Annotated in this window: 20 protein-coding genes; 16 read left to right on the plus strand and 4 right to left on the minus strand. The window is 65.9% G+C overall.

The features are described 5' to 3' along the window. Positions 1-152: 152 nt before the first annotated feature. The 12 genes from ACQU6B_RS09190 (at position 153) to ACQU6B_RS09245 (ending at position 13,812) form a co-directional block, all read left to right on the plus strand. Positions 153-1,997, plus strand: a complete 1,845-nt coding sequence (locus ACQU6B_RS09190) for a glycoside hydrolase family 6 protein (RefSeq protein WP_430867254.1) — start codon at positions 153-155, stop codon at positions 1,995-1,997. A gap of 145 nt (positions 1,998-2,142) precedes the next feature. Continuing rightward, positions 2,143-2,916 (plus strand): GntR family transcriptional regulator, encoded by a 774-nt coding sequence (locus ACQU6B_RS09195; RefSeq protein WP_430867255.1) that lies wholly within the window; start codon positions 2,143-2,145, stop codon positions 2,914-2,916. Between the two features lie 163 nt (positions 2,917-3,079). Then, on the plus strand, positions 3,080-4,078 hold the full coding sequence (locus ACQU6B_RS09200) for a sugar ABC transporter substrate-binding protein (RefSeq protein WP_430867256.1): 999 nt from the start codon (positions 3,080-3,082) through the stop codon (positions 4,076-4,078). A gap of 55 nt (positions 4,079-4,133) precedes the next feature. Next, positions 4,134-5,609 (plus strand): ATP-binding cassette domain-containing protein, encoded by a 1,476-nt coding sequence (locus ACQU6B_RS09205; RefSeq protein WP_430867257.1) that lies wholly within the window; start codon positions 4,134-4,136, stop codon positions 5,607-5,609. Next, positions 5,606-6,649, plus strand: a complete 1,044-nt coding sequence (locus tag ACQU6B_RS09210) for an ABC transporter permease (protein WP_430867258.1) — start codon at positions 5,606-5,608, stop codon at positions 6,647-6,649. The genes ACQU6B_RS09205 and ACQU6B_RS09210 overlap by 4 nt, the downstream gene beginning before the upstream one ends. A gap of 40 nt (positions 6,650-6,689) precedes the next feature. Beyond that, a complete protein-coding gene (locus ACQU6B_RS09215; protein WP_430867259.1) occupies positions 6,690-8,048 on the plus strand; it encodes an aspartate aminotransferase family protein in 1,359 nt (452 codons plus the stop codon). Then, the gene (locus tag ACQU6B_RS09220; RefSeq protein ID WP_430867260.1) at positions 8,045-8,740 is read left to right on the plus strand and encodes an HAD family hydrolase; all 696 of its coding nucleotides are present in this window, start codon (positions 8,045-8,047) and stop codon (positions 8,738-8,740) included. Before ACQU6B_RS09215 ends, ACQU6B_RS09220 begins: the two co-directional genes overlap by 4 nt. Then, positions 8,737-10,155: an amidase gene (locus tag ACQU6B_RS09225; protein ID WP_430867261.1), complete on the plus strand. Its 1,419-nt coding sequence runs from the start codon at positions 8,737-8,739 to the stop codon at positions 10,153-10,155. Before ACQU6B_RS09220 ends, ACQU6B_RS09225 begins: the two co-directional genes overlap by 4 nt. Further along, positions 10,152-11,084: a hypothetical protein gene (locus ACQU6B_RS09230; RefSeq protein ID WP_430867262.1), complete on the plus strand. Its 933-nt coding sequence runs from the start codon at positions 10,152-10,154 to the stop codon at positions 11,082-11,084. Before ACQU6B_RS09225 ends, ACQU6B_RS09230 begins: the two co-directional genes overlap by 4 nt. After that, on the plus strand, positions 11,081-12,025 hold the full coding sequence (locus ACQU6B_RS09235) for a phosphotransferase (RefSeq protein ID WP_430867263.1): 945 nt from the start codon (positions 11,081-11,083) through the stop codon (positions 12,023-12,025). The genes ACQU6B_RS09230 and ACQU6B_RS09235 overlap by 4 nt, the downstream gene beginning before the upstream one ends. 87 nt (positions 12,026-12,112) lie before the next feature. Beyond that, complete coding sequence (locus ACQU6B_RS09240; RefSeq protein ID WP_430867264.1) at positions 12,113-13,429, plus strand: arginine deiminase; 1,317 nt, start codon at positions 12,113-12,115, stop codon at positions 13,427-13,429. After that, entirely contained in the window at positions 13,429-13,812 is a 384-nt protein-coding gene (locus tag ACQU6B_RS09245; RefSeq protein WP_430867265.1) for a VOC family protein, read from the plus strand. The genes ACQU6B_RS09240 and ACQU6B_RS09245 overlap by 1 nt, the downstream gene beginning before the upstream one ends. Here ACQU6B_RS09245 and ACQU6B_RS09250 read toward each other — a convergent pair. Further along, positions 13,790-14,458, minus strand: a complete 669-nt coding sequence (locus ACQU6B_RS09250) for a heme oxygenase (biliverdin-producing) (RefSeq protein WP_430867266.1) — start codon at positions 14,456-14,458, stop codon at positions 13,790-13,792. The two genes, ACQU6B_RS09245 and ACQU6B_RS09250, sit on opposite strands and share 23 nt — an antisense overlap. Positions 14,459-14,572: 114 nt before the next feature. Between ACQU6B_RS09250 and ybaL the strand changes: the two genes are divergently transcribed. Together ybaL and ACQU6B_RS09260 are read left to right on the plus strand one after the other, a co-directional pair. Further along, positions 14,573-16,198: a YbaL family putative K(+) efflux transporter gene (gene ybaL / locus ACQU6B_RS09255; protein WP_430867267.1), complete on the plus strand. Its 1,626-nt coding sequence runs from the start codon at positions 14,573-14,575 to the stop codon at positions 16,196-16,198. Between the two features lie 90 nt (positions 16,199-16,288). Next, positions 16,289-17,347 carry a hypothetical protein gene (locus ACQU6B_RS09260; protein WP_430867268.1) on the plus strand — a complete coding sequence of 353 codons (1,059 nt, stop codon included), beginning with the start codon at positions 16,289-16,291 and terminating at the stop codon, positions 17,345-17,347. An 81-nt stretch (positions 17,348-17,428) separates the two neighbouring features. Here ACQU6B_RS09260 and ACQU6B_RS09265 read toward each other — a convergent pair whose 3' ends face one another. The 3 genes from ACQU6B_RS09265 to ACQU6B_RS09275 form a co-directional block, all read right to left on the minus strand. Beyond that, positions 17,429-18,946: an MFS transporter gene (locus ACQU6B_RS09265; protein ID WP_430867269.1), complete on the minus strand. Its 1,518-nt coding sequence runs from the start codon at positions 18,944-18,946 to the stop codon at positions 17,429-17,431. Between the two features lie 341 nt (positions 18,947-19,287). Continuing rightward, positions 19,288-19,686, minus strand: coding sequence for a hypothetical protein (locus ACQU6B_RS09270; protein ID WP_430867270.1), 399 nt, complete (start codon positions 19,684-19,686; stop codon positions 19,288-19,290). Between the two features lie 67 nt (positions 19,687-19,753). Then, on the minus strand, positions 19,754-20,170 hold the full coding sequence (locus ACQU6B_RS09275) for a carboxymuconolactone decarboxylase family protein (protein ID WP_430867271.1): 417 nt from the start codon (positions 20,168-20,170) through the stop codon (positions 19,754-19,756). A gap of 444 nt (positions 20,171-20,614) precedes the next feature. On the opposite strand from ACQU6B_RS09275, the gene ACQU6B_RS09280 reads away from it, so the two are divergent. Beyond that, positions 20,615-21,283 (plus strand): sigma-70 family RNA polymerase sigma factor, encoded by a 669-nt coding sequence (locus tag ACQU6B_RS09280; RefSeq protein WP_430867272.1) that lies wholly within the window; start codon positions 20,615-20,617, stop codon positions 21,281-21,283. A gap of 4 nt (positions 21,284-21,287) precedes the next feature. Continuing rightward, positions 21,288-22,232 carry an anti-sigma factor domain-containing protein gene (locus tag ACQU6B_RS09285; protein WP_430867273.1) on the plus strand — a complete coding sequence of 315 codons (945 nt, stop codon included), beginning with the start codon at positions 21,288-21,290 and terminating at the stop codon, positions 22,230-22,232. Positions 22,233-22,253: the final 21 nt, after the last annotated feature.

Raw genomic sequence — 22,253 nt, forward strand, 5'->3', positions numbered from 1 at the left:
ACGTTCACTTTGACCGCGAACCTCATTGAGGAGGGCGTTGGCAGTCACGGCAAAGTCAGAGATTCTGAGGGGCTCACCGTTGACACCAAAGGTTGACGCTGAGCCCATGCTAAGCGGCGCAATGAAGCGCCGTGAATGCCTGGGAGGGCACCGTGAGAAAAACAGCAAGGTCAAAAACAATTACCAGCCTGGTTGCGGTTGGCGCAGTCGTTGCGGCGGGGGCAGTAGTCTCCATCCCCGCAGCTAGCGCCGCACCCGCACCACACGTCGACAACCCGTACGCCGGCGCTACGCAATACGTCAATGCCAACTGGTCGGCCACCGTCGCCGATGCTGCGTCACGGCAATCCGGCGATCTCGCCGATGCCATGCTCGCCGTGTCGGAACAGCCGACGGCGGTGTGGATGGACAGGATTGGCGCGATCGAGGGCAATGCAGATGGCCCCGGCCTGCGCTACCACCTGGACGCCGCACTCGAGCAGAAGCAGGCGGGGGTGCCGATCGTCTTCAACCTCGTCGTCTACGACCTTCCCGGTCGCGACTGCTACGCGCTCGCCTCCAACGGTGAATTGCCCGCCACCCCGGCCGGCATGACCCGCTACAAGGAGGACTACATCGACGTGATTACGGACATGCTCGCGGAGCCTCAGTACGAGTCTCTGCGCGTCTCCGCGACCGTCGAGCCGGACTCGCTTCCTAACCTGGTGACGAACGCATCGCATCCCGCGTGCCAGCAGTCCGCGCCGTACTACAAGGAAGGCGTGACGTACGCGCTCGACAAGTTGCACGCGATCCCCGGGGTGTACACCTACGTGGACGCCGCGCACAGCGGTTGGTTGGGCTGGGACAGCAACTCCGGTCCCACCGCAAAACTGTTCGCGGACATCGCGAAGGACACCATCGACGGATTCGACTCGATCGATGGGTTCGTCACCAACACCGCGAACACCACGCCGCTGGTGGAGCCGTATCTTCCCGATGCGACCACCACGCTGCCTGGCAACCAGTACCAGGTGCGATCTGCCGACTTCTACGAGTGGAACTTTGACTTCGACGAGATCGACTGGACTGAGGACCTCTACGGCAAGCTTGTTGCCGAGGGATTCCCCACGTCGGTAGGCATGCTGATCGACACCAGCCGCAACGGCTGGGGCGGAGAGAACCGACCCACCGCTGCGTCAACCAGCACTGTCCTCAACACGTTCGTCAACGAATCGCGTGTCGACCAGCGCAACCACCGCGGCGCCTGGTGCAACCCCGAAGGAGCAGGAATCGGTGAGCGCCCCCAGGCCTCGCCCGCCGGCTTCCCGGACTCGCACCTCGACGCGTTCGTGTGGATCAAGCCTCCGGGAGAGTCCGATGGCTCCTCGGTTGAGATCCCCAACGACGAGGGCAAGGCGCTGGACCGCATGTGCGACCCGACGTTCAACTCCCCCAAGTTGAGTGGCTTGCTCACCGGAGCAAAGGCTAACGCCCCGCTGTCCGGCAAGTGGTTCGAGGCACAGTTCATCGAGCTGGTTCAGAACGCGTACCCGGTGATCGGCGACGAGGGAACCGGGCCCGACCCGTCACCCACGCCCGACCCGTCGGTCACTCCGGATCCCGATCCGTCAGTGACGCCGGACCCCGACCCCTCGGTCACTCCCGACCCTGACCCCTCGGTCACGCCGGACCCCGAGCCCTCTGTCACCCCTGAACCGGGTGGCGCGTGCACGGCGGTCGTCAGCGTTGGCAACTCATGGCCGGGCGGCTTCCAGGCCTCCGTCAAGGTGACCGCTGGTTCCGCGAGCATTAGCTCGTGGTCGACGTCGCTCACCCTGCCCGCAGGCTCCTCAATTGGACAACTGTGGTCGGGCAACGTGTCGGGAAGCTCATCGCCCTACACGGTGACCAACGCCTCGTGGAACGGCTCGATCAGTGCGGGCCAGTCCATGGAGTACGGCTTCGTTGGATCAGGCACTGCCCCGGCAGCGGGTGCGGTGAGCTGCACGAGCTAGCGCACAGTAGATAGAGAAAGAGGGGCCCGGCACGGGGTGCGCCGGGTCCCTCTTTGCGTTGCACTTCCCGGCTGCCAGGAGGTCGAAACCACGCCGCAACACGCGAGGGTTATAGTCACGTCCAGCACTTAGCCGGGAGGCCGACATGACGAATCAGCCCAGCGATCTCGACAGCTTTGTCGCGCGTATCGACGGCCTCGTCACGGACCTGACTTCTCAAGGGATCGAGAAACTCCCTCCGGAGCGCGAGTTGGCGGCGCGATTCAAGGTGTCGCGAAACCAGGTCCGCACCGCGCTCGCGCGGCTCGAAAAGCAGAACCGGGTCATCCGGATTCAGGGACGTGCCGGCGGCGCTTTCATCACGGAGACAGTGCAGTCCGCACCGGTCCCGCCGCTGCTCTTCGACAGCCACTCGCGAAAGGTGACGCGCGACCTCACCTCCGTCAAGGGCGTGCCGCAGATGCTCGCAGAGCAAGGATTCGCCTCGGAGACCCGCATCGTCTCGGAGACCATCGAACCCGCGCCCGCGAATATCGCGGAGCCGCTGGGGATCGCCCCCGGCGCGCCCGCAATCTCTCTGCTGCGACTGCGGCTAGCAGACTCGGAACCGCTGTCGCTGGAGCGCATGTACCTGGATCTCGAGCGCTTCCCCAACCTGCTTGACCACAGCCCGATCCTGTCGCTGTATTCATTGCTGAGCGACGAGTACGGCATCTCCATCCTCACCACCGAGGAATCGATCGAGGTCACACACGCGCCGCGCCAGGTCGCCGCGCTGCTGAAGGTCAAGCCGTGGTCGCCGCTGCTCGCGCTACGCCGCATCGGGAGCGACGGGGGCGGGGCGCCAATCGAAGTCTCTGTTGACCTCTTCCGGGCCGACCGCACGCGCCTCAGCGTCGGCACCACCCGCATCCCCTAGCTCGGGGACACTCCCCGCGGCCCTCGCCCGGCTCCCGCGAGAGATTTACATCCTTGTTACGCGCGACCAGCCATACCAGAAATGGTTGAGTGCGAGTCTTCACTGCAGAGACTTCCTGGGTCTCGCCCGTGTCCCCCCAACGGGCCAAACAGATGGAGATTCAATGAAAAAGCACACTCAGCGCCTCGCGACGGGCCTCACCGCCGCAGTCGCGGCCCTCGCCCTCGCAGCATGCAGCAGTTCCTCCGAGTCCGCCGATCCGATCGCTTCCAGCGCTTCCAGCGACGAGCCCAAGGGCGCCATCGCCATGGGTTTCGCCACTTCCGAGATCCAGATCTGGAACGACCAGCTCGAGATCATGCGACCGATCATCGAGGACGCTGGGTACGAGTTCCTCACGGACGACCCCCAGTTCGACATCAACCGTCAGGTCGCATCCTGGCAGGCCTGGGTCAACCGCGGCGATGTCAAGGCGATCATGGGTTACCCCGTGTCGACCGACTCCGTGGTTCCCGTCACCGAGGTGGCAACCGAAGCCGGGGTCCCCGTCCTGGGCTATCTCCTCACGTGGGACGGTGTAGCCGCAGCCACGATTGTCGACTCCTATGAGGGCGGTTATGACCTCGGAGTAAGCGCGGCGGAGGAAACAGCAGAGACCGCCGGCGCTGACGCCACGATCACCGTAGCCACGTTCGGTGGCCGCGACACAGAGTTCGGCGCGCTCGCCATGGACGGTCTTGCCGAGGGCTTCGTGTCGGTCATGCCGAACGCTGTGATCACGGAGCTTTCAACGATTACCCGCGAGGACGGCTACAACTTCACCAAGAGCCAACTCACCGCGGACCCCGACACTCACGTCTGGCTCGGCGCCTCGAACGACACCATGCTCGGCGCTTATCAGGCACTCCTAGACTCGGGCGTCGCGGTCGATGACCCCGACTACTACGTTGCCTCTCGCGACGCGACCAACGAGGTCCTCGACCTCATCAAGATCCCTGATTCGATCTACCGCACCTCGATCGTGGTGCCGGCTCAGGCGCTCGCCGAGGCCAACGCGAAGCTGCTGATCGACGCCGCCGAAGGCGTCGCCGTCACGGATATCACGGTACCCAGCGTCTTCGTCACCGCCGAGAACGCCGACGAGTTCTACGTCGCCGAATAATCCAGCGCGGGTGGGGTCCCCGGACCCCACCCGCTCGGAACGGAAAGGCACCACCATGACTGCTCCACGGCTCACGTTCGACTCCGTCACCGTCGACTTCGGCACCACTCGCGCACTCAATCACGTCACGTCACACTTCGCCCCCGGCGAGATAGTCGGCCTGCTCGGCCACAACGGCGCCGGTAAGTCCACGATGCTCAACGTCGCCACCGGCGCCGTGCACGCCACCGCCGGCAAAATATTCATCGACGGACAAGCAGTGGATCTTTCCACTCCCGCTGACGCCCACGCCCACGGCATCACCGTGGTGCACCAGTCCCCCGCCCTCGCGGACAACCTCAGCGTGATCGACAACCTGTACATCGGCCGCGCGACCACCGGGCGCTCCGTGGCCGAGCGTGAGGCCGCGCGTCAGGCGCTTGATGAGGTGGGCGGAAGCCACTTGGACCTCGACACCATCGTGGGGGTGTTGTCGCTAGGTCAGCGCCAGATCATCGACATCTCGCGCGGACTGCTCATCGGAAACATGAAGGTTCTCCTTCTGGACGAGCCGACCGCGGCCCTGGGCCAGTCGGAGACCGACGCACTACACGCCCTGATCCGGTCGGTCTCCACCAAGGGCACCACGGTCGTCTACGTGTCTCATCGACTTCCCGACATCGTGGACGTCTGCGAGCGCGTGGTCATCCTGTCCAACGGCGCAATAGCCGCAGAAATGCCCGTCGCTGGCCTTTCTACCAGGGAACTCGCTAGAGCCCTGGCCCCGGGACTCGAGGATGAGGAGTTCGTCCCAATGAGCCGCGGCGAGATCATGGTCAACATCGTCAAGCCGCATCGCATGCAGTTTTACTGCGGCGAGGTAGTAGGCCTCTTCGGAGTCGCCTCCGGAGACCAGTTTGCGTTGCTCGAGGCATTGACCGGCCGGGGCGGCAACGTGGACTGCCAAGTAGACGGGCGTGACTACGCTCCCGCCTCTCCCTCCGCGGCAATCAAGGCGGGGGTCCACCCCGTCGCAGCCGACCGCGATAAAGACGGTCTAGTGCCTACTATGAGCGCGATTGACAACGTGTATGGACCTTGGCGCGGCCGCCGCATCGGCGGCCGCCTGGTCGCGGAAAGCCGTCGCGGCAGGGCCCGACTCTACGATCAGGTCCGCAGCGAGCTCAACATTCACGGCCCCGGAGGCTCGTCCCCCATCTCGGCCTTCTCCGGCGGCAACCGTCAGAAGCACCTGATTGCCGCGTGGATGCGGCCCGTGGCGCCCAAGGTCCTGCTTCTCGCCCAACCAACCCAGGGCGTCGACGTCGGGGCCAAGGCAGACATTCGTCGCGCTATCCGCGCTGCCACCGAGGCGGGCACGTGCGTGATCGTCGCGAGCGCAGAGAGCGACGAGATCGCCACCATGTGCGACCGCAGTTACGTGCTCTCCAGTGGACAGTGCCAAGAGGTGGCTCGCTCGCCTCACTTTGATTCCGACCTACTCCAGTGCCTGCTGGACCTCATCCCCAAGAAGAAGGAGCTGGCGTCATGACCTCCGACAAGTTCAAGATCCTGTTGGCAAGCAACGGCACCGTCGTGGTGTTGCTCGTCCTCGTCACCACCCTGACGTTCCTCAGCCCGCGTTTTCTGCAACCCAGCAACCTCGAAACCGTGGTGCTGTCCATGGCGGAGATTGGGATCATCGCTATCCCCATGACCTTCCTGGTCATGTCTGGGTCCGTGGACCTGTCCGTGGGTTCAATCGCGTCGCTCGCCGCGGTGTCTGGAGGCCTCGTCTCTAGCACCACGGGCAACCTGCTGCTCGGCACACTGATGGCACTCGCCGTAGGCGTCGTCGCCGGCGTCATCAATGGGCTGCTGGTCGAGATGGCGGGGCTAAACCCGCTCGTCGTCACCCTCGGCACGCTCAGCGTGTGGGGAGGCCTCGCGCTACTCATCGCCGAGGGCCGCAGCATCACCGACCTCCCGACGGCCACAAAGTCCATCTCGTCGTTCCAACTGTTCGGCGTCATCTCGACGCCAATGCTGGTCCTCATCGCAGTCTTCTCGGTGGGCTGGTGGATCCTCAACCGCAAGCCCTTCGGCCGAGCGGTGCTCGCGACGGGCGGCAATGCCCGCGCAGCGTTTCTCATGGGAATCAACGTCAAGTGGGTGCGTATCCGCCTCTTCGTCTTCACCGGAATCGCGGCGTCGGTCGCCGGAACACTGATGTCCTGGAAGCTCCAGGCGGCCTCCCCAAGCCTGGGCAACGGCCTCGAGTTCTCCGTATTGACGGTTGTGCTACTTGGCGGTATCGCCTTCGAGGGTGGCCAGGGTCGCCTGTCCGGGGTCCTCGCCGGCGTGTTGTTCGTCGGCGCCCTGCGCAACGGGCTTGTCATCCTGGGCGTCAGCCAGTTCGTGCAAACCATCATGGTCGGCCTGACCCTGATCGCGGCAGTCTCCTTCGACAAGTCGATCCAGAGGGTCCTTAAGTCTGCCTGGGTCAACGTCGCGAAGCAGGAGGACGATCCGTCCACGACACCACCACCCGGCAACGCGACCCCTACCGCGACCGAGCGCACCAGCGCCTAGCCGACCCACTCTCACTCAACTCCCAGGAGAACCCCTGCCGATGAACACCACACCCACGCGCTCGTTGTCGTCAATCATGGACGGCAACAGCTTCCAGGCCACGAACCTGGGACTGCTACCCAGTAACGAACAGGCGCTCATCCGGCGCCGGATGGCCGCCCTCGGGACGAGTTACCGACTCTTCTACCGCACGCCGGTGCACGCGGACCGCGCCGAGGGATGCTATCTCTTTACTCCGGATGGCACCCGCTACCTTGACGCCTACAACAACGTGGCAAGTGTGGGCCACGCCAATCAGCGAGTGATCGACGCCGTCGGACTGCAGATGGGCAAGCTCAATACCCACACCCGCTACCTCCAGGACGGCATCGTCGAGCACTCGGAACAGCTCCTCGCCACCTTCCCCGAGTACCTGAACAGCGTGATGTACACCAACTCGGGTTCGGAGGCGAACGATCTGGCGATCCGGGTGGCCCGGCTATGGACGGGTGGCGAAGGCCTCGTGGTTACCGCGGAGGCGTACCACGGCACCACAGAGTTGCTCAGTCGAGTCTCGCCCGCCATCTCCGGCGGCTTCCCCGAAGATCCGTCGGTACGGGTCATCGCCGCACCTGATACCTACCGTGTCGAGACAAACGACATGGGCGCTTGGTTCGCCGCCCAAGTGCGGGAGGCCTTCGAGGACCTCCTCGCACACGGAATCAAGCCCGCGGCCTTCCTGGCAGACTCGATCTTCTCGTCTGACGGGATCTTCCCCAATCCGGTCGGCTACCTGCGGCCGGCGATCGAGGTATGCCACGAGTACGGTGCGCTCTTCATCGCCGACGAGGTCCAGCCCGGGTTTGGTCGTACCGGCGACACTTTTTGGGGCTTCGAACGTCACGGCGTCGAGGCGGACCTGGTGTCCATGGGCAAACCCATGGGCAACGGCATTCCGGTCGCCGCGCTCGTGGGCCGCACCGAAATCTTGGATAGGTTCGGGACCGAGGTGCCGTACTTCAACACGTTTGGCGGCAACTCAGTCTCCATCGCGGCCGCCAACGCCGTCCTTTCCTTCATCCAGGAGACCGGACTCCAGTCGCAGGTCGCGACAGTCGGCGCCTCCCTCCGGGACGCGATTTCTACGATCACGTCCGACGCCGCGTTTGTGGGGGACGTGCGCGGAAGCGGACTGTACATCGGCGTCGAGATCGTGACGGACCGCGACTCAAAGTCCCCGGACGGCGGCCGCGCGCTAGCGATAGTGAACGATCTACGCGACCGCGGAGTGCTGATCTCAGTCGCTGGCCCCGGTAACAACGTTCTCAAAATACGCCCGCCACTGGTCTTCGGTACGAGCGAGGTAGCGCTCTTCTCAGATCGTTTTGCGGACACTATCGCCGCCGCGGGGAACGCATGATTTCACGAAACATTGCCGCCGTACTGTGGGATATGGACGGGACAATCATCGACAGCGAGCCCGCTTGGGGCGAGGCGGTGGTCAGCATGTTGGCAGTTCACGGAGCCTCCCTGGATCCCGACGTCGCCACCTCGTTGATCGGCGCGAACATGGGTCACACCGCGGACGCAATGCGTAGCCTCGGCGTGCCCTACAGCGACGCAAGAATTGTCTCAGAACTCACCGACCGCGTGGGCGCGCAACTGAACGAGCACGTTCCGTTCCGCGCCGGCGCCCTCAAGCTGATCTCCGACCTCGCGTCGAAAGGAATTCCCCAGGCCCTCGCCACGATGTCGTACCGGCAGCTCGTGACTCCGGTGCTCACGGCACTCGCCGATGAGCTCAATGGCTTCGAGTTCGCCATCACCATCGCGGGCGACGAGGTCGCCGAGGGAAAGCCCTCCCCCGACGTGTACCTGCTGGCAGCGAAGAGACTCGGCGTTGACCCCCGCGACTGCGTGGTGCTCGAAGACTCATTGCCAGGGGCTGCCTCCGGGGCCGCGGCTGGCGCCACCGTAGTCGCGGTGCCGCTGCGCGGACCGACCTCGCCACTGGCCGACGCCGTCCGCCCCGACCTCGACGCGATCACCTACACCGACCTCGCGTCCATCCACTCTCATCATTTTCACTATCAGCACGAGGAGACAGCATGAATCCCCTGGACCTCACCCGCCTGACCGCCGACCAGCTTCGCACGGGTTACGCGAGCGGCGACTTTACTCCGGTGGACGCGACGCACGCGGCGCTCGCGGCAGCAGAATTGGGCCAATCTGCCTACAACGCTGTCGCGTCGATAAAGCAGGACGAGGCGCTCGAGTTCGCTGCTGCGAGCGCCGCCCGGTGGGCTGCCAACGCTCCGCTCAGCGACCTCGACGGGGTCCCCGTGTCGGTCAAGGACTCCTTCCCCCTAGTGGGGCACAAACGCTGGCACGGCAGTTCTCTCGCCGATAACCTCCCACCGTCCGTCCACAACGGAGCTCCCGTACGCCGCCTTCTCGAAGCCGGCGCGGTGCCATTCGTCAAGACCACCATGCCCGACTTCGGCCTCCTCGGCTCTGGCATCAGCTCGCAGTTCGGAATCATCCGTAACCCGTGGGATCCAGCGTGCAACCCAGCAGGGTCGAGTTCTGGAGCCGGCGCGCTGCTCGCCATCGGTGCTGGCCCCCTCGCCATCGGCACCGACACCGGCGGATCCGTCCGCATGCCGGCGGCAATGTGCGGAGTGGTCGGACTCAAACCGACGCAGGGCCTGGTGGCCTACGACCCTCCCAAGCTCATCGGCGTCGCGGGCCCCATGGCTCGGACGGTCGCGGACACTGCTGCGTTGCTCAGGGTGGTGGGCCAGCCCGACCTCAGCGATCACCTGTGCCTGCCCGGCGGATTCAGCGGGGATGGGGCGCCGGTCACATCGCTCGCGGGCGTCAGCGTCGGGGTATTCACGACCATGCCCGGTCCCGTGCCGGTCGACCCTGAGATTCTGGCGGTGGTCGACCGCCAGGCCGCGATCCTCGAGTCTCTTGGCGCCACCGTGACGCGCGTGGCCGAGCCCATTTCCGATGTGGACGATTGGGCGATCATGTCCGAGGTGCTCATGACTCGGGGGCTGCCCGAACTCCTACGAGTTCCCGAGGACCAGTGGGAGAACATCCCTGCAGGACTGCGCGAGAGCCTCCTAGAGAACCGCGACACGACGGCGATGGAGCACATCACCAATGAGAAGAAGCTGGAGGCCTCCCGCGCTGGGATCGCGGGGCGGCTGCAGGCATTCGACTACGTGTTGTCCCCGGCGTCCCCCGTCGTGTCTTACGCTGCCGAGCTCGAGCAGCCCGTCGTGGACGGCCACGCCGTCAACCACATGGCGTTTACCGCGGCGTTCAACCTCACCCACCTGCCCGCTGGCACCGTTCCCGTGGCGATGTCCGCATCGGGTATGCCCATCAGCGTCCAGGTGAGCGGCCACCGTTTCAACGACGCCGGAGTGCTCTCCGTGATGGCCGCGTTGGAGTCGACACGCGGTTTCGATCTCCAGTACCCCTTCGCCCTAGCCACCCAGGAGAACCAGCAATGACATCCACTCCCACCTTGTCCGCAGCCTGGGACACTGCGGCCTGGACCGACATCCCCGGCGTCGCCCCTCTCAGCTGGCAAGGATCCGATCACCACATCAGCGAGGCCACGCTAGGAACCGGTGAGCGCGCACTACGCAAGGCGCCCCGGGACCTCGTGCCGGTGCTGTCCTGCGACGCCGGATCAGCACGCGTCGCGGCCGCGGAGGTTGGCGTGGGCCCGCGAGTCCTGGTGTACGACGCCGCGTCGGGATTCACCATCGAGGAGCACCTCGGCGACCGATGGCGGGTGGCCACCAGCCTGCGACTCAAGAATCCCGAGGTCCTCGCCTCATTCGGCCGGGCCCGCATGCGTTTTCGAACCTCCGAGGCGACGCTTCCGGTTCGTGACATGCTCGCTGAAGTCAACCTCCTCGCCGCACTTGTTGCCGATGCGACGGGAGGCACGGAGCCAGGCGACGGCCTTCCCAGTGGCGGGGTCGCCGAGGCCTTCGCGCTGCTGCCTCGCCTCACGGCGGCGCTCGCCGATGGTCCCGCGCCGTCGCCGTGCTGGATGTCGAGCGAAATCTCAGACATTCAACTCGGTCCCGACGGCGCGGTACTGCTGACCGGTGGCACCGCGGCGGGAATCGCCGATCCCCTCGCTGACGTGGGCGCTGCACTCGCGGGTCTCGCCCCCTATTGCGCTACCGCCGAGGACGCCTTCGAAGCCCTATGGGACGACGACCACCCTGGCGCCTTCGCGCGTGCGGTCCTGTGGAGCATCGTTGCAGACCTGCGTGCCGCGCTGGTCTCGATCGTCGCCCACGGGTCGGACCCGGACGCGGGCTACTCGATGTACGCGCTGAGACGCGGCTGGAAGCTCACCTTCAGCGTGGGCGCGGACGACCTCGACACACTGCTCACGACGGCCCAAAAGGGATGGAAATGACACCCGCAACTTTCGACATCACCGACATGTCCGCGCTGGAACCGCAGGAGTTAGCAAGCGAACTTGCGAACCTACCCGGCTGGCCCTTCGGGCAGATCAGCCTTGATCGGGTCGACGACGGCATCACCAACGTCAACTATTTTGCACACAACGCTGACGGAGTCGTCTTCCTCAAAGTTCCCGGACCGGGAACACGCGCCTTCATCAACTGGGATGTCTCCACCGAGGCGACCCGCTGCGCCGCCGAACAGGGAGTGGGACCGGAACTGCTGTACTACGACGCCACCTCGGGGGTGCAGGCTACGCGTTTCCTCGACGGGTACCGGAGTGCCGGAGCGGCCGACTTCGCAGATCTCGATCGCGTCTCCCAGATCTTCGGTCTCTACCGACGCCTGCACGCAGGCCCGCTGTTGTCCACGACCAAGACAGTATTCGACATGATCGACGAGCACCGAGGCCAGCTTGAGGGAGCCGGCGTGACGTTGGAGCCGTACCAGCGTGAGGTCCTCGACCGGTGGGACACAGTCCAGGCCGCATACGTGGACGCCGGTCTCGACCTGGTTCCCGGCCACAACGACTTCAACCCACCCAATTACATGTTCGGTCCAGACGGGGACCTCAAGTTGATTGACTACGACTATGCAGCGAATACGGATCGGTACTACGAGATCGGCGGCATCCTGACCCTATTCGGCTACCCGCAGAGCGTCGAGCACGGGCTGATCAGCGCGTATCTGGGCACCGAACCGAATCCCGGCGAGCTGGCCCGCATCCATCTTTCCGGGATTGGCGCCGCTGTGAAGTGGGGGCTTTGGGGCCTGTACAACGCGGCCGTGCGGGACGTGGACTTCGACTACGACAAGTACGGTGCCGGAATGCTGGCGCCGGCACACCACTGGCTGAAGTCGGACCGGGCGGCGTGGGCGATGAAGCAGTTGTAACTCGGCGCCGTGGCGCACCTGCTTAGGTTTCGTTGACTAGAGTCCAAGGAGGACCAGACCTCGTCACCCGCTCGAAGGGACATCCCCATGTCGTACTCATTTGACGCTCCGGCCGACGTCGCCCTCCGCGAGCGATTCGGGGTCCATTCCGAGGTGGGCAAGCTACACAAGGTGTTGGTGTGCTCCCCCGGGCTCGCGCACAATCGCCTGACCCCGTCGAACTGCCACGACCTGCTTTTCGACGACGTGATGTGGGTGGACAACGCCCGCCGCGACCACCAGCAGTTCGTGGACCTCATGCGCGACCGCGGCATCGAGGTGCTCGAGCTGCACACCCTGCTCGCGGAGACCATGGTCCTGCCGGACGCTCGTGCGTGGCTGCTTGACCGCAAGGTCACGCCCAACGAGCTGGGGCTGGGCCTGGTCGCGGACGTGCGCCAGTACCTGGACGAGCTGGACGCCGGGGAGCTGGCCCGCTACCTGCTGGGCGGCCTCTCGACGCAGGACCTGCCGCGAGACTTCTCCCCGCCCACCGTCCAGCTGGTGCGCGAGGAGTCTGGCATGCGCGACTACCTGCTCCCGCCGCTGCCCAACACGCTCTTCACCCGCGACACCACCTCCTGGGTCTACGGCGGCGTCACCCTCAACCCGCTGTTCTGGCCGGCCCGCCACGCGGAGACGCTGATCATGAAGGCCATCTACTCCTTCCACCCGGACTTCGCCGGAGCCAATCCGGCCGATGCGGTTGACATGCCCTACTCACCCGAAGCGGGTGGCGTGCGGGTCTGGTGGGGAGACCCCGAGGTCGACACCGGCATGGCCTCGCTCGAGGGCGGCGACGTGATGCCCATCGGCAACCGCACGGTGCTGGTGGGGATGTCCGAGCGCAGCTCGCGCCAGGCCATCACCCAGCTCGCCTCGAGGCTCTTCATGGGCGAGGCAGCCGACCGCGTGATCGTCGCGAAGATGCCGCGCCTGCGCGCAGCAATGCACCTCGACACGGTATTTACGCTCGCTGACCGCGACGTTGCCACCGTGTTCCCCGGCATCGTCGACGGCATCGAGACGTTCTCCATCCGGCCCGGCAACGCGCCGGTGCTGCTGGACGTGCGCCGCGAGAAGGAGTCGCTCACGCACGTGGTCGCCAAGGCGCTGGGCCTGGGCTCCCTCAACGTGATCGAGACCGGCGGCGACCGCTACGCCTCCGAGCGCCAGCAGTGGGACAGCGGCAACAACGTGCTCGCGCTGGAACCCGGCGTGGTGGTGGCCTACGACCGCAACACGTCCACCAACGACCGCCTGCGCGCGGCCGGCGTCGAGGTGCTCGAGATTGTGGGCGCCGAACTGGGTCGCGGGCGCGGCGGCGCCCACTGCATGACGCAGCCGCTGGTGCGTGAGGCGTAATGGGAATCCGCATCAGCGACGCGACCTACCTGGTGGGCGACCACGACGAGGCCATCCGCTTCTTTGTCGACGCGATCGGATTCGAGCTACGCCAGGACCAGACCTTCGAGAACGGCTGGCGGCGAGTGGTGGTGGGTCCGGCCGATGGCGGGACGGGCTTGGTCTTGACCCTCGCCCAGGCGGATGTATCCGTCGGCGCTCAGGCCGGCAGCGAGGTCGCCTTCTTCCTGGAGACCGACGACTTCGCCGCGCAGCGAGCCCGAATGTTAGAGCACGGGGTGACCTTCCGGGAGGAGCCTCGTCACGAGCCGTACGGCACAGTCGCGGTGTTCGAGGACCTCTACGGCATGCCGTGGGACCTTATCGAGCCTGCGCGGGCGTAGCCTCGCCCAGCGCGTTGAAGATATCGCCGTTGTAGCCGAACGCGGCCTTCGCCTCGTCGATCATGGCCTGCGCCTGCGCCTCATCGAACGGCAGCGCGTCCAGGTTCTCGCGGTACGCGCGCTTGTACCGAACGGTGCTGGGCACCTCGGCGAAGTCGTAGAAAGCGAGCTGGTCAGGGGTGGCGCCGTAGTACCGGGCGACGAGCTTCGCGATGGCCTGGCCGCCGGACATGTCCCCCAGATACCTGGTGTAGTGGTGCGCAGCGTAGCGAGGGAGGTCCCCCTGGCCCACCTCCAGCAGTCGTGCGGCGTAGGCCGCGGTCGCGGGCAGCGCGGGGTGAGACGTCTCCCAGTCAGCGGCACCGAGCGCGGCTAGGTCGCTCTCGATGCAGGCCGCCCTGGCGAGCGCCGGGTCGCCCAGGAACTCGGGGTCGCCGGGCTGGGCGACGCGCGATTCGAGCGCGCGGTACACGTAGGCGAACTGAGCGAGGTAGGTGACGTAATCCGCCAACGTGAGCTCGCCACCCATGAGTTGCGTCATGAAGGAGCGGTTCTCGGTGTCTTGGTGCTCCGCAGCGGTCGCGGTGCGCACCCGCTCGGCGAGGCCGGGATGTGGGGCGGGGGCATCGGCTTCGGTGGGGATCATGGGCCCCACCCTACTGTGGCGCGTTCCGGCTGCGCCTTTGCGGCTCGTTAACCGGCGCACGGCCTGCTAATCCGATCCGCGAGAGCAACTGGCGGCGTCCAGTAGAATTTGGAAATGTTGCATCACGCGCCCCTCCTGACCACGATCGCCGCGGCCCTCGTCTCAGCATTCATCCTGGGGCTCATCGCGCAAAAGCTGCGGCTCTCGCCCATCGTGGGCTACCTCGCCGCCGGCCTCGTTATTGGCCCCTTCACGCCTGGTTTTGTGGGCGACCCAGACATCGCGATGCAGCTGTCCGAGATCGGCGTCATCCTGCTGATGTTCGGGGTGGGGCTGCACTTCTCCTTCAAGGAACTCCTCGCGGTGCGCAATGTGGCCCTGCCGGGGGCGCTGGTCCAGATGCTCCTCGCCTCGGCGGCCGGAACGGGACTTGGCCTGCTGCTGGGGTGGAGCCTCACCGCCTCGATCCTCTTTGGCCTCGCGCTGTCGGTCGCGTCGACCGTGGTCATGCTGCGCGCGCTCGAGGACCGGCAGCTCCTCGACACCCGCGCCGGGCATATCGCGATCGGCTGGCTGATAGTCGAGGACCTCGCCATGATCGTGGCGTTGGTCGTCATCCCCGTGATTGCCACCGATGCCGCCGGGCCCATCGACATCACTAAGGAACTCGCGTTCACGGGCCTGAAGGTGGGCGCCTTCGTCGCGCTGATGGTCATCGTTGGCCGCCGCGTGATCCCGTGGGCGCTCGGACGAGTGGCGGACACCGGCTCGCGCGAACTCTTCACGCTGGGAGTGCTGGCGCTGGGCATCGGCGTCGCGGTTGGCGCCGCGTGGATGTTCGACGTCTCCTTCGCCCTCGGCGCGTTCTTCGCGGGCATGATTCTGCGCGAGTCGGACCTCTCTCACCGCGCCGCGGAGGACTCCCTGCCCATGCGCGACGCGTTCGCCGTGCTGTTCTTCGTGGCCATCGGCATGCTGGTAGACCCCGCCGTGTTCATCGAGCAGCCGATCGCGCTGATCGCGACCGTGCTGGTGATCGTGGTGGGGAAGTTCGCCGTCGCCTACGGCCTGGTGAGAGTGCTCAAATACTCGCGCCGAATGTCGCTGGTCGTGGCCGCCTCGCTCGCTCAGATTGGCGAATTCTCGTTCATCCTGGTCGCGCTCGGCACCCAGTACGAGATCCTGCCCGGCGACGCCGGAGACCTGGTCCTCGCCGGCGCGATCGTGTCGATCATCCTCAACCCAATACTTTTCGCCTGGGCCTCCCGCGCCTATCGCGCCTCCGAGAAGGACGATGCCGCCCCCGTGGAGTACGAGGGCCGCGGCCACATCATCGTGGTCGGCTTTGGCCGGGTGGGGGCGCGTGTCGCGCAAGGACTGTGGGAACGCCAGATCCCGGTGGTCGTGGTCGACGACAACGAGGTCCGCGTGAAGGACCTGCGTGCGGACGGCAGGGAGGCGATCCTCGGAAACGGGGTGCGCTCCAAGGTGCTCAACGCGGCCGGCATCCACGAAGCCCGCATGGTGATTGTGGCGATACCGGACCCGCTCAACGCGGGGGCGATCATCTCCAAGGTGCGCAAGCTCAGGCCCGAGGCGGTTATTCTGGCACGCGGGCACCGCGAGGTCGACGTCGAGTACCTCACCGAATTGGGCGCTTCGAGCGTCCTGGTGGGAGTCTACGAAGTTGCCGATCTCATGGTGGCGCAGGCGGCTCTTCCGGAGGACTCCGACGGATAAGGGTCGCGCAGACTTGACTGATGGGTCACAGTGGGTGAACTACCGTTGCGTCCCGCCGCCTCATCACCTTCGTACCGAAAGGCACCAACCATGAGCGACTCGTCCCCCGTCGATCACGACCTCGATGACACCAACGAGCCCACCACGCGGGCGACCACCGCCGCATCGGCTCCCCTGACCGAGCGTTACGTGGCGGTCACGCTAGGAAATGTCCCTCACGCGCAGCGCGACGCAGTGGAGCCCGCCCTACGCGCGGCCATTAAAGACGAGATCAAGTACCGTCACGACCGGCTGCTAGGCGACGAGGTCACTACTCGTAGCGACATCGAGATTGAAGTTCTCGAGGACATGGGCGAGCCCGAACTTGTGGCGGCCGCCATGACCCACCGACCCAAGACCCTGGTCGGACCCCGCTTTTACCAGGACTTTAAGCATGTGCTGCTGTGGACCCTGGCGATCGTGGTGCCGTCGGCGGCCGCACTCGCGATGGTCTCGAGCGCGCAGGATGGCGCCACCCTCTTCTCGATGATCGCTCACGGCGCGGGGGTCGCGGCGACGGTCGCCGCCTACATGTCGGCGTGGGTCACGCTCGGATTCGCGATCGCGGAACGCATCGCGCGCCACCGCGCCGAGGTCACCGCCGCCGAGTGGACCGTCGGCATGCTCCCCGCCCCCGCGCGCACCGTGGTCTCCGTTGCCCAGACCGCGGTGGCCGTGGTGTCCTCGCTCCTGGTGGCCACCTCGATCGTGGTGCAGCAGCTCGACCCGTCCCTCGTCACCGACGCCGGCGAGCAGGTTCCTTTCCTCAACCCCGACCACTGGCCGTGGGCGTGGAGCGCCGTCGTCGGGCTCCTCGCCGTCAACGCGCTGTTCGCGGTCAAGCGTCACGTGCGCGGCTACTGGACCGCGCGTTCCGCCGTCATCAACCTGGTGCTGCTCACCGGCCTCTACGGCCTACTCGGATGGATGCTGCTGGGAGAGTCGCTCCTCAACGAGGCCTTCTTCGACGAGGTGGGATGGCCGACGGACGAGCTGCCCACGTCCACGTTGGAGGGCTGGGCGCTCATCGCAGTAGGAGTGCTTTGGCTCCTAGGCGTCGCCGCCGGAACGCTGCGCTGGTGGCGGGCGCGGAGTACCGCAACCGTCTAACCCCGCGCCTGCCGGCTGCAGAGACGCCGATGGCGAGCCCCCGCATCGGGAGCTCGCCATCGGTCTAACTGATCACAATGGCTAGTGCGCCATCGCGGGCACGCCGTCCTCGTCCTGAACGTTGGCGTGGAAATCGGCCTTCTTGATACGTACCAGCACGATGGTCGAGATCAGCGCCAGCGCGAACAGGACCGAGCCCCACAGGAAGCCTGCGTGGTAGCCGGCCACCAGCGACTCGGCCTGGGGCACCTGCGTCACGGTGCCGTCCGCGCCTACGACCTCGACGGTGCCGATCTTTGCGACGGAGCTGTTGAGAGCCGCCACGGAAAGCGTGGACAGGAGCGCCAGCCCGACGCTTCCGCCCACCTGCTGCGAGGTGTTGAGCAGCGCCGACGCGACGCCAGCGTCCTTGGGGTTGACCCCAGACAGTGCGGTCGACGACGCGGGGATGAACACGAACGCCAGGCCGACGCTCATGACGATCAGCGACGGGAACACGGTGGTCATATACGAATCCGTGGGCGTGATGCGCAGCAGCGAGAGCATGCCCAGCATCGCGGCCGAGAGTCCACCGATCATCAGCGGACGGGGTCCAGTCTTGGGCAGGATGCGCGCCACGATTCCCGCAGCGGCGATGATGCCAAGCGAGAACGGCAGGAAGTGCATTCCGGACTTGAGTGCCGAGTAGCCCAGCACCACCTGGAAGTAATAGGTGAGGAACAGGAACATCGCGAACATACCGGCGCCCATGAAGAGGAACGTCAGGTACGAACCACCGCGAACCGGGTTGCGCGGGATGCGCAGCGGCAGCAGCGGGTTCTTGACGCGCTGCTCGACCAGGACGAAGGCCACGAGTAGCGCCACGGCGCCGATCAGCAGGGTCAGCGTGAGCGGGTCGGTCCAGCCGTCCTGAGCGGCGATCGTGAAGCCGTAGACCAGCGACACGAGGCCCGCCGTCGCGAGGACCGCGCCGGGGATGTCGTAGGACGGGTGGCCGTCGGACTTGGACTCCTTGACGATGAACCACGCGAACACCGCCACGACGATGGCGATAGGCACGTTCACACCGAGCGTCCAGCGCCAGCTGAACGCGTCGGTCAATATGCCACCCAGAATCAGGCCGATGGCCGCGCCACCTCCGGAGAGAGCGCCGAACACGCCGAACGCCTTAGCGCGCTCGCGCGGCTCGGTGAAGGTCACGGTGACGAGCGACAGCGCGGCGGGCGCGAGCAGCGCGGCGAAGGCGCCCTGGAGTGCCCGAGCGGAGAACAACAGCTCCTGGTTGGGTGCGAGGCCACCAAGCAACGACGCGAGAGCGAAGCCCGCCAGGCCCACGATGAACGTGCGCTTGCGGCCCCAGTAGTCGGCGACGCGACCGCCGAGCAGCAGCAGGCCACCAAAGGCCAGCGTGTAGGCGGTGACGACCCACGTCACGTTCGCCTGGCTGATGCCGAGCGCCTCTTGCATCTGCGGGAGCGCGACGTTCACGATCGAGCCGTCAAGCACAATCATGAGCTGGGCGACGGCAATCACTGCGAGCATGCGCCAGCGGTTGGGATCAGCAACCTTGGTATCGGGGATGGGGGCCAGGTCGGCCATTGTTGAGCCTTTCAGAGGTAATGGCCCCGTCGCAGGTGCGCAGGGGCTTGCGTCCGCCAGTGACGGTGTAGCCGATGAGGGTGGAGCGGGTGTCGCCGTGCGATCGCGTTGTGCCTGCGGCCACGGCGAAGGCGGTGGCGCCGGCAGGTCAACGCAACTCTCGCGAGCGCTCACAGTTCCGCAGTAATGAACTGCAGTCGGCACGCGAATATTCCCCGTGTCGCATACCTACTGTGTCCGCGCGCCACGCGCGCCCTGCGTTGGCGCCGGATCCCTCCTGTAAAACGCAGAGAGCCCCACGCCGTATGGCGCGGGGCTCTCTGGCAATGATGGGCGAGGGGCTAGTTGAGTCCCTGGTCGCGCTTGTCCATGTGCTCCTTGAGCAGCCACAGCGGCAGCAGCCACGTGGCGAGGGCGGTGATCAGCCAGATCAGCACGGTGGCCGCGATCCACGTGCTCACACCACTGATCTGGAAGCCCGACACCAGGAACGTGGTGATGAGCAGCGAGACGTAGGTGGACAACAGGCCGACGCCGCCGATGAAGGCGTTCGCGTACCGGCGCGTCATCTTGAAGATGAACGGCGAGAGGATCGCCTGGATCACCGCGAAGATCACCGCGATGTAGAGCAACGCCGTGAGCGGGACGCTCATGTCGTCGGCGAGGATCAGGGACGTCACCCAGACCGCCAAGGCGGCCGAGCCCACGTAAATTGCTGCGCGAATCAGTAGTCGAATCATGGTTCGGACAATACTCGCAACGGCCGGTTCTTGCAGGTCAAACGCGCGAACTGGCTACCGTGTCGCGCTACTCGCTTCCGCGCGTGATCCTGTTCCATGCATTGACCACCGCGATGATCTCGACAAGCGAGCCCAACGCATCGGCGTCGAAGTGCTTGCCCGCCTCATTGCGAGCCTCAATCTCGAGGCCCCTCGGATAGTCCGTGAGCACCTCCGCGAACCGCAGCGCCGCCGCCTCGGCGGGGCTGACAAGGTCCTCCCGCATCAACTTCACGGGACGCGCGAGGGCGCTGATGAGGTGGACGCTGCCCCCTAGCGAGGCGAGTTGTTCGGAGTGCAGCCGGATGCAGTAGGCACAGCCGTTGATGTGCGAGCAGCGCAGGCGCACCATCTCGCGAATGCGCGGCTCGACGCCCTTTCCGATGCGCGCATCGAGGTCTTCCATCGCCTTCATGAATTGGGGTCGCATAGTTGCTTCGCTCACTCTGCGAGGCTAACAAGGACTACGCCAGGTCGTCACCACCCGGGCCGTCCCAGCGGCGCCCCCGCTCACCCTTTGCTTCCCCCTCCCCTGGTACCTCCACGGCCCTGCTCCCTCCCTTGCGTTTCAAAAAGTTTGAATTGGCACGCGGGAATCACTGGCGGTCCGAGGACGCTCCGCTGCACACCAATCCGCCGCGAGTCGGCACGCGAATCATTGACGTACCTCGCCCCGCACTCAATGCCCCCGAGTGTGGGGCGGGGCACCAGCCGCGGCCGCCCCGCGACTGCATCGGCCGCGGATAAGGAGCCACACCATGGACAACTTTCATGGCGAACGGCACCTCTTTCGCGAGGCTGACGGACCCGTGACGGTCGCAACACGATCGTCCACAACGTCCGAAAGGTTGGCCGTAGCCCCCCGGGGTGCTTGGATAGGTGAAGCGCGATGAGCATCGCCGTTCTTGAGTACCGAAAGGCGGGCATGGAACCTATCCAGCACCTGCGTGCTGTCCCTGACAGCCCACCAACGCCATCGAGCCCTGTGCCCGATCGTGCCGCCGCTCTACGCCTCGATGGCCTGCTGTCCGAGGCAGGCCGCGGATCAACCCAGGCGTTCGAGGACCTGTACTCCAGCATGCTCAACCAGGTCTATCGCCTGGCACTGCGCGTGGTGCGCGACCCCGGCATGGCCGAGGACGTGGCTCAGGAGGCGCTGGTCGAGGCCTGGCGGAAGGCGCCCGAGTTCGACCCCTCACGGGGAAGCGCCAAGGCGTGGGTGCTGACAATTGCACACCGCAGGGCAGTAGACAGGGTTCGTCGCGAACAGCGGCAGCGCCAGCAGATGGAGGCCGAGGCCGTCGTCGCTGAACGCGAGTCGGTTCCTGGCGAGCAGGACGCAGTGGTCGACCGTGACTTCGCCGAATTTCAAAATGCCCGCGTCCGCGCGGCAATGGAGAAGCTGACCGACAAACAGCGGGAGGCCGTCGATCTGGCCTTCTACCAGGGGCGCACGCACGTTGAGGTATCCGAGCAGCTAGGAATTCCGCTCGGGACCGCCAAGACCCGCATTAGAGACGCATTAACCAAGCTTCGCGACACACTGGAGGAGGTGTAGAGCCATGAACGACTTCGAATCAATGCACGACCTCGTTGGGGCCTACGCGCTCGACGCCATCGACGACTCCGAGCGCACAGCGTTCGACGCCCACCTGGACGACTGCGCCCAGTGCCGGGAGGAACTCGCGAGTTTCGGCTTTGTTCTCGACGCGCTTTCGGACGATGCCGGGGACGAGTCCGCTGACAGCGTCCAGGCGCCGGCCGGGCTGGCCGACCGCATCGGCGCGCAGATCGCGCTGACCCCGCAGGTCTCCGTCCACCCCGCTTCTCTCGCGGACGATGCCGCTGCGGCTCCGACCGGCGCCAACACCTCCGACGACACGTACGGCGACACGTCAGCGAGTATCGGCGGCGCCGCTTCTGACGGCAACACGGCGGACATGCCGCGGGTCGAGGCCGACATCTTGAGTGCCGGCGCCCCGGCGACCGACGGCTCACCTCAGTCTGAGAACGTCGTGCCCTTCGCCCGGCCGACCAAGACCGGCGGCGAATCGTCCACCGGCGCGGCCCCCGCCCGCCGCTCACGGATGACAATGATGCTCGCGTCCGCGGCGGCCGCCGTCGCGGTGGCGGCAGTCGGCATCGGCTTCCTGGTCTCGAATGGCTCCCCCGACGCCAACTTGGCGGCGGTCGAGTCGGTGCTCCAGGCACCGGATGCGTTCACGCTGGACCTAGGCGTGGGTGACGCGCAGCTCACTCTTTCGGAGGACGTGGGTGGCTTCGCTGTCACCGGGAACGCGCCGGACCTTGCTGCGGGCGAGCAGTACCAGTTATGGGTGGTGAACGGAGACGGCACCATCGATCCTGGCCCCACCTTCGACTCGGGCGACTTCCAAACCGCAGTGGTGGGCGACCTCGACAACCTGACCTCGATCGCGGTGTCCGTGGAGCCTGCCGGTGGCTCGCTCCAGCCCACTACCGACCCCATCACCGTCGTCGACGTCTAGCGAAAGGCGCGCGCATGCTCG

Origin of the sequence: Demequina aurantiaca (genome assembly GCF_050598105.1) — a bacterium.
In the GTDB taxonomy this organism is placed as follows: domain Bacteria; phylum Actinomycetota; class Actinomycetes; order Actinomycetales; family Demequinaceae; genus Demequina; species Demequina aurantiaca_A.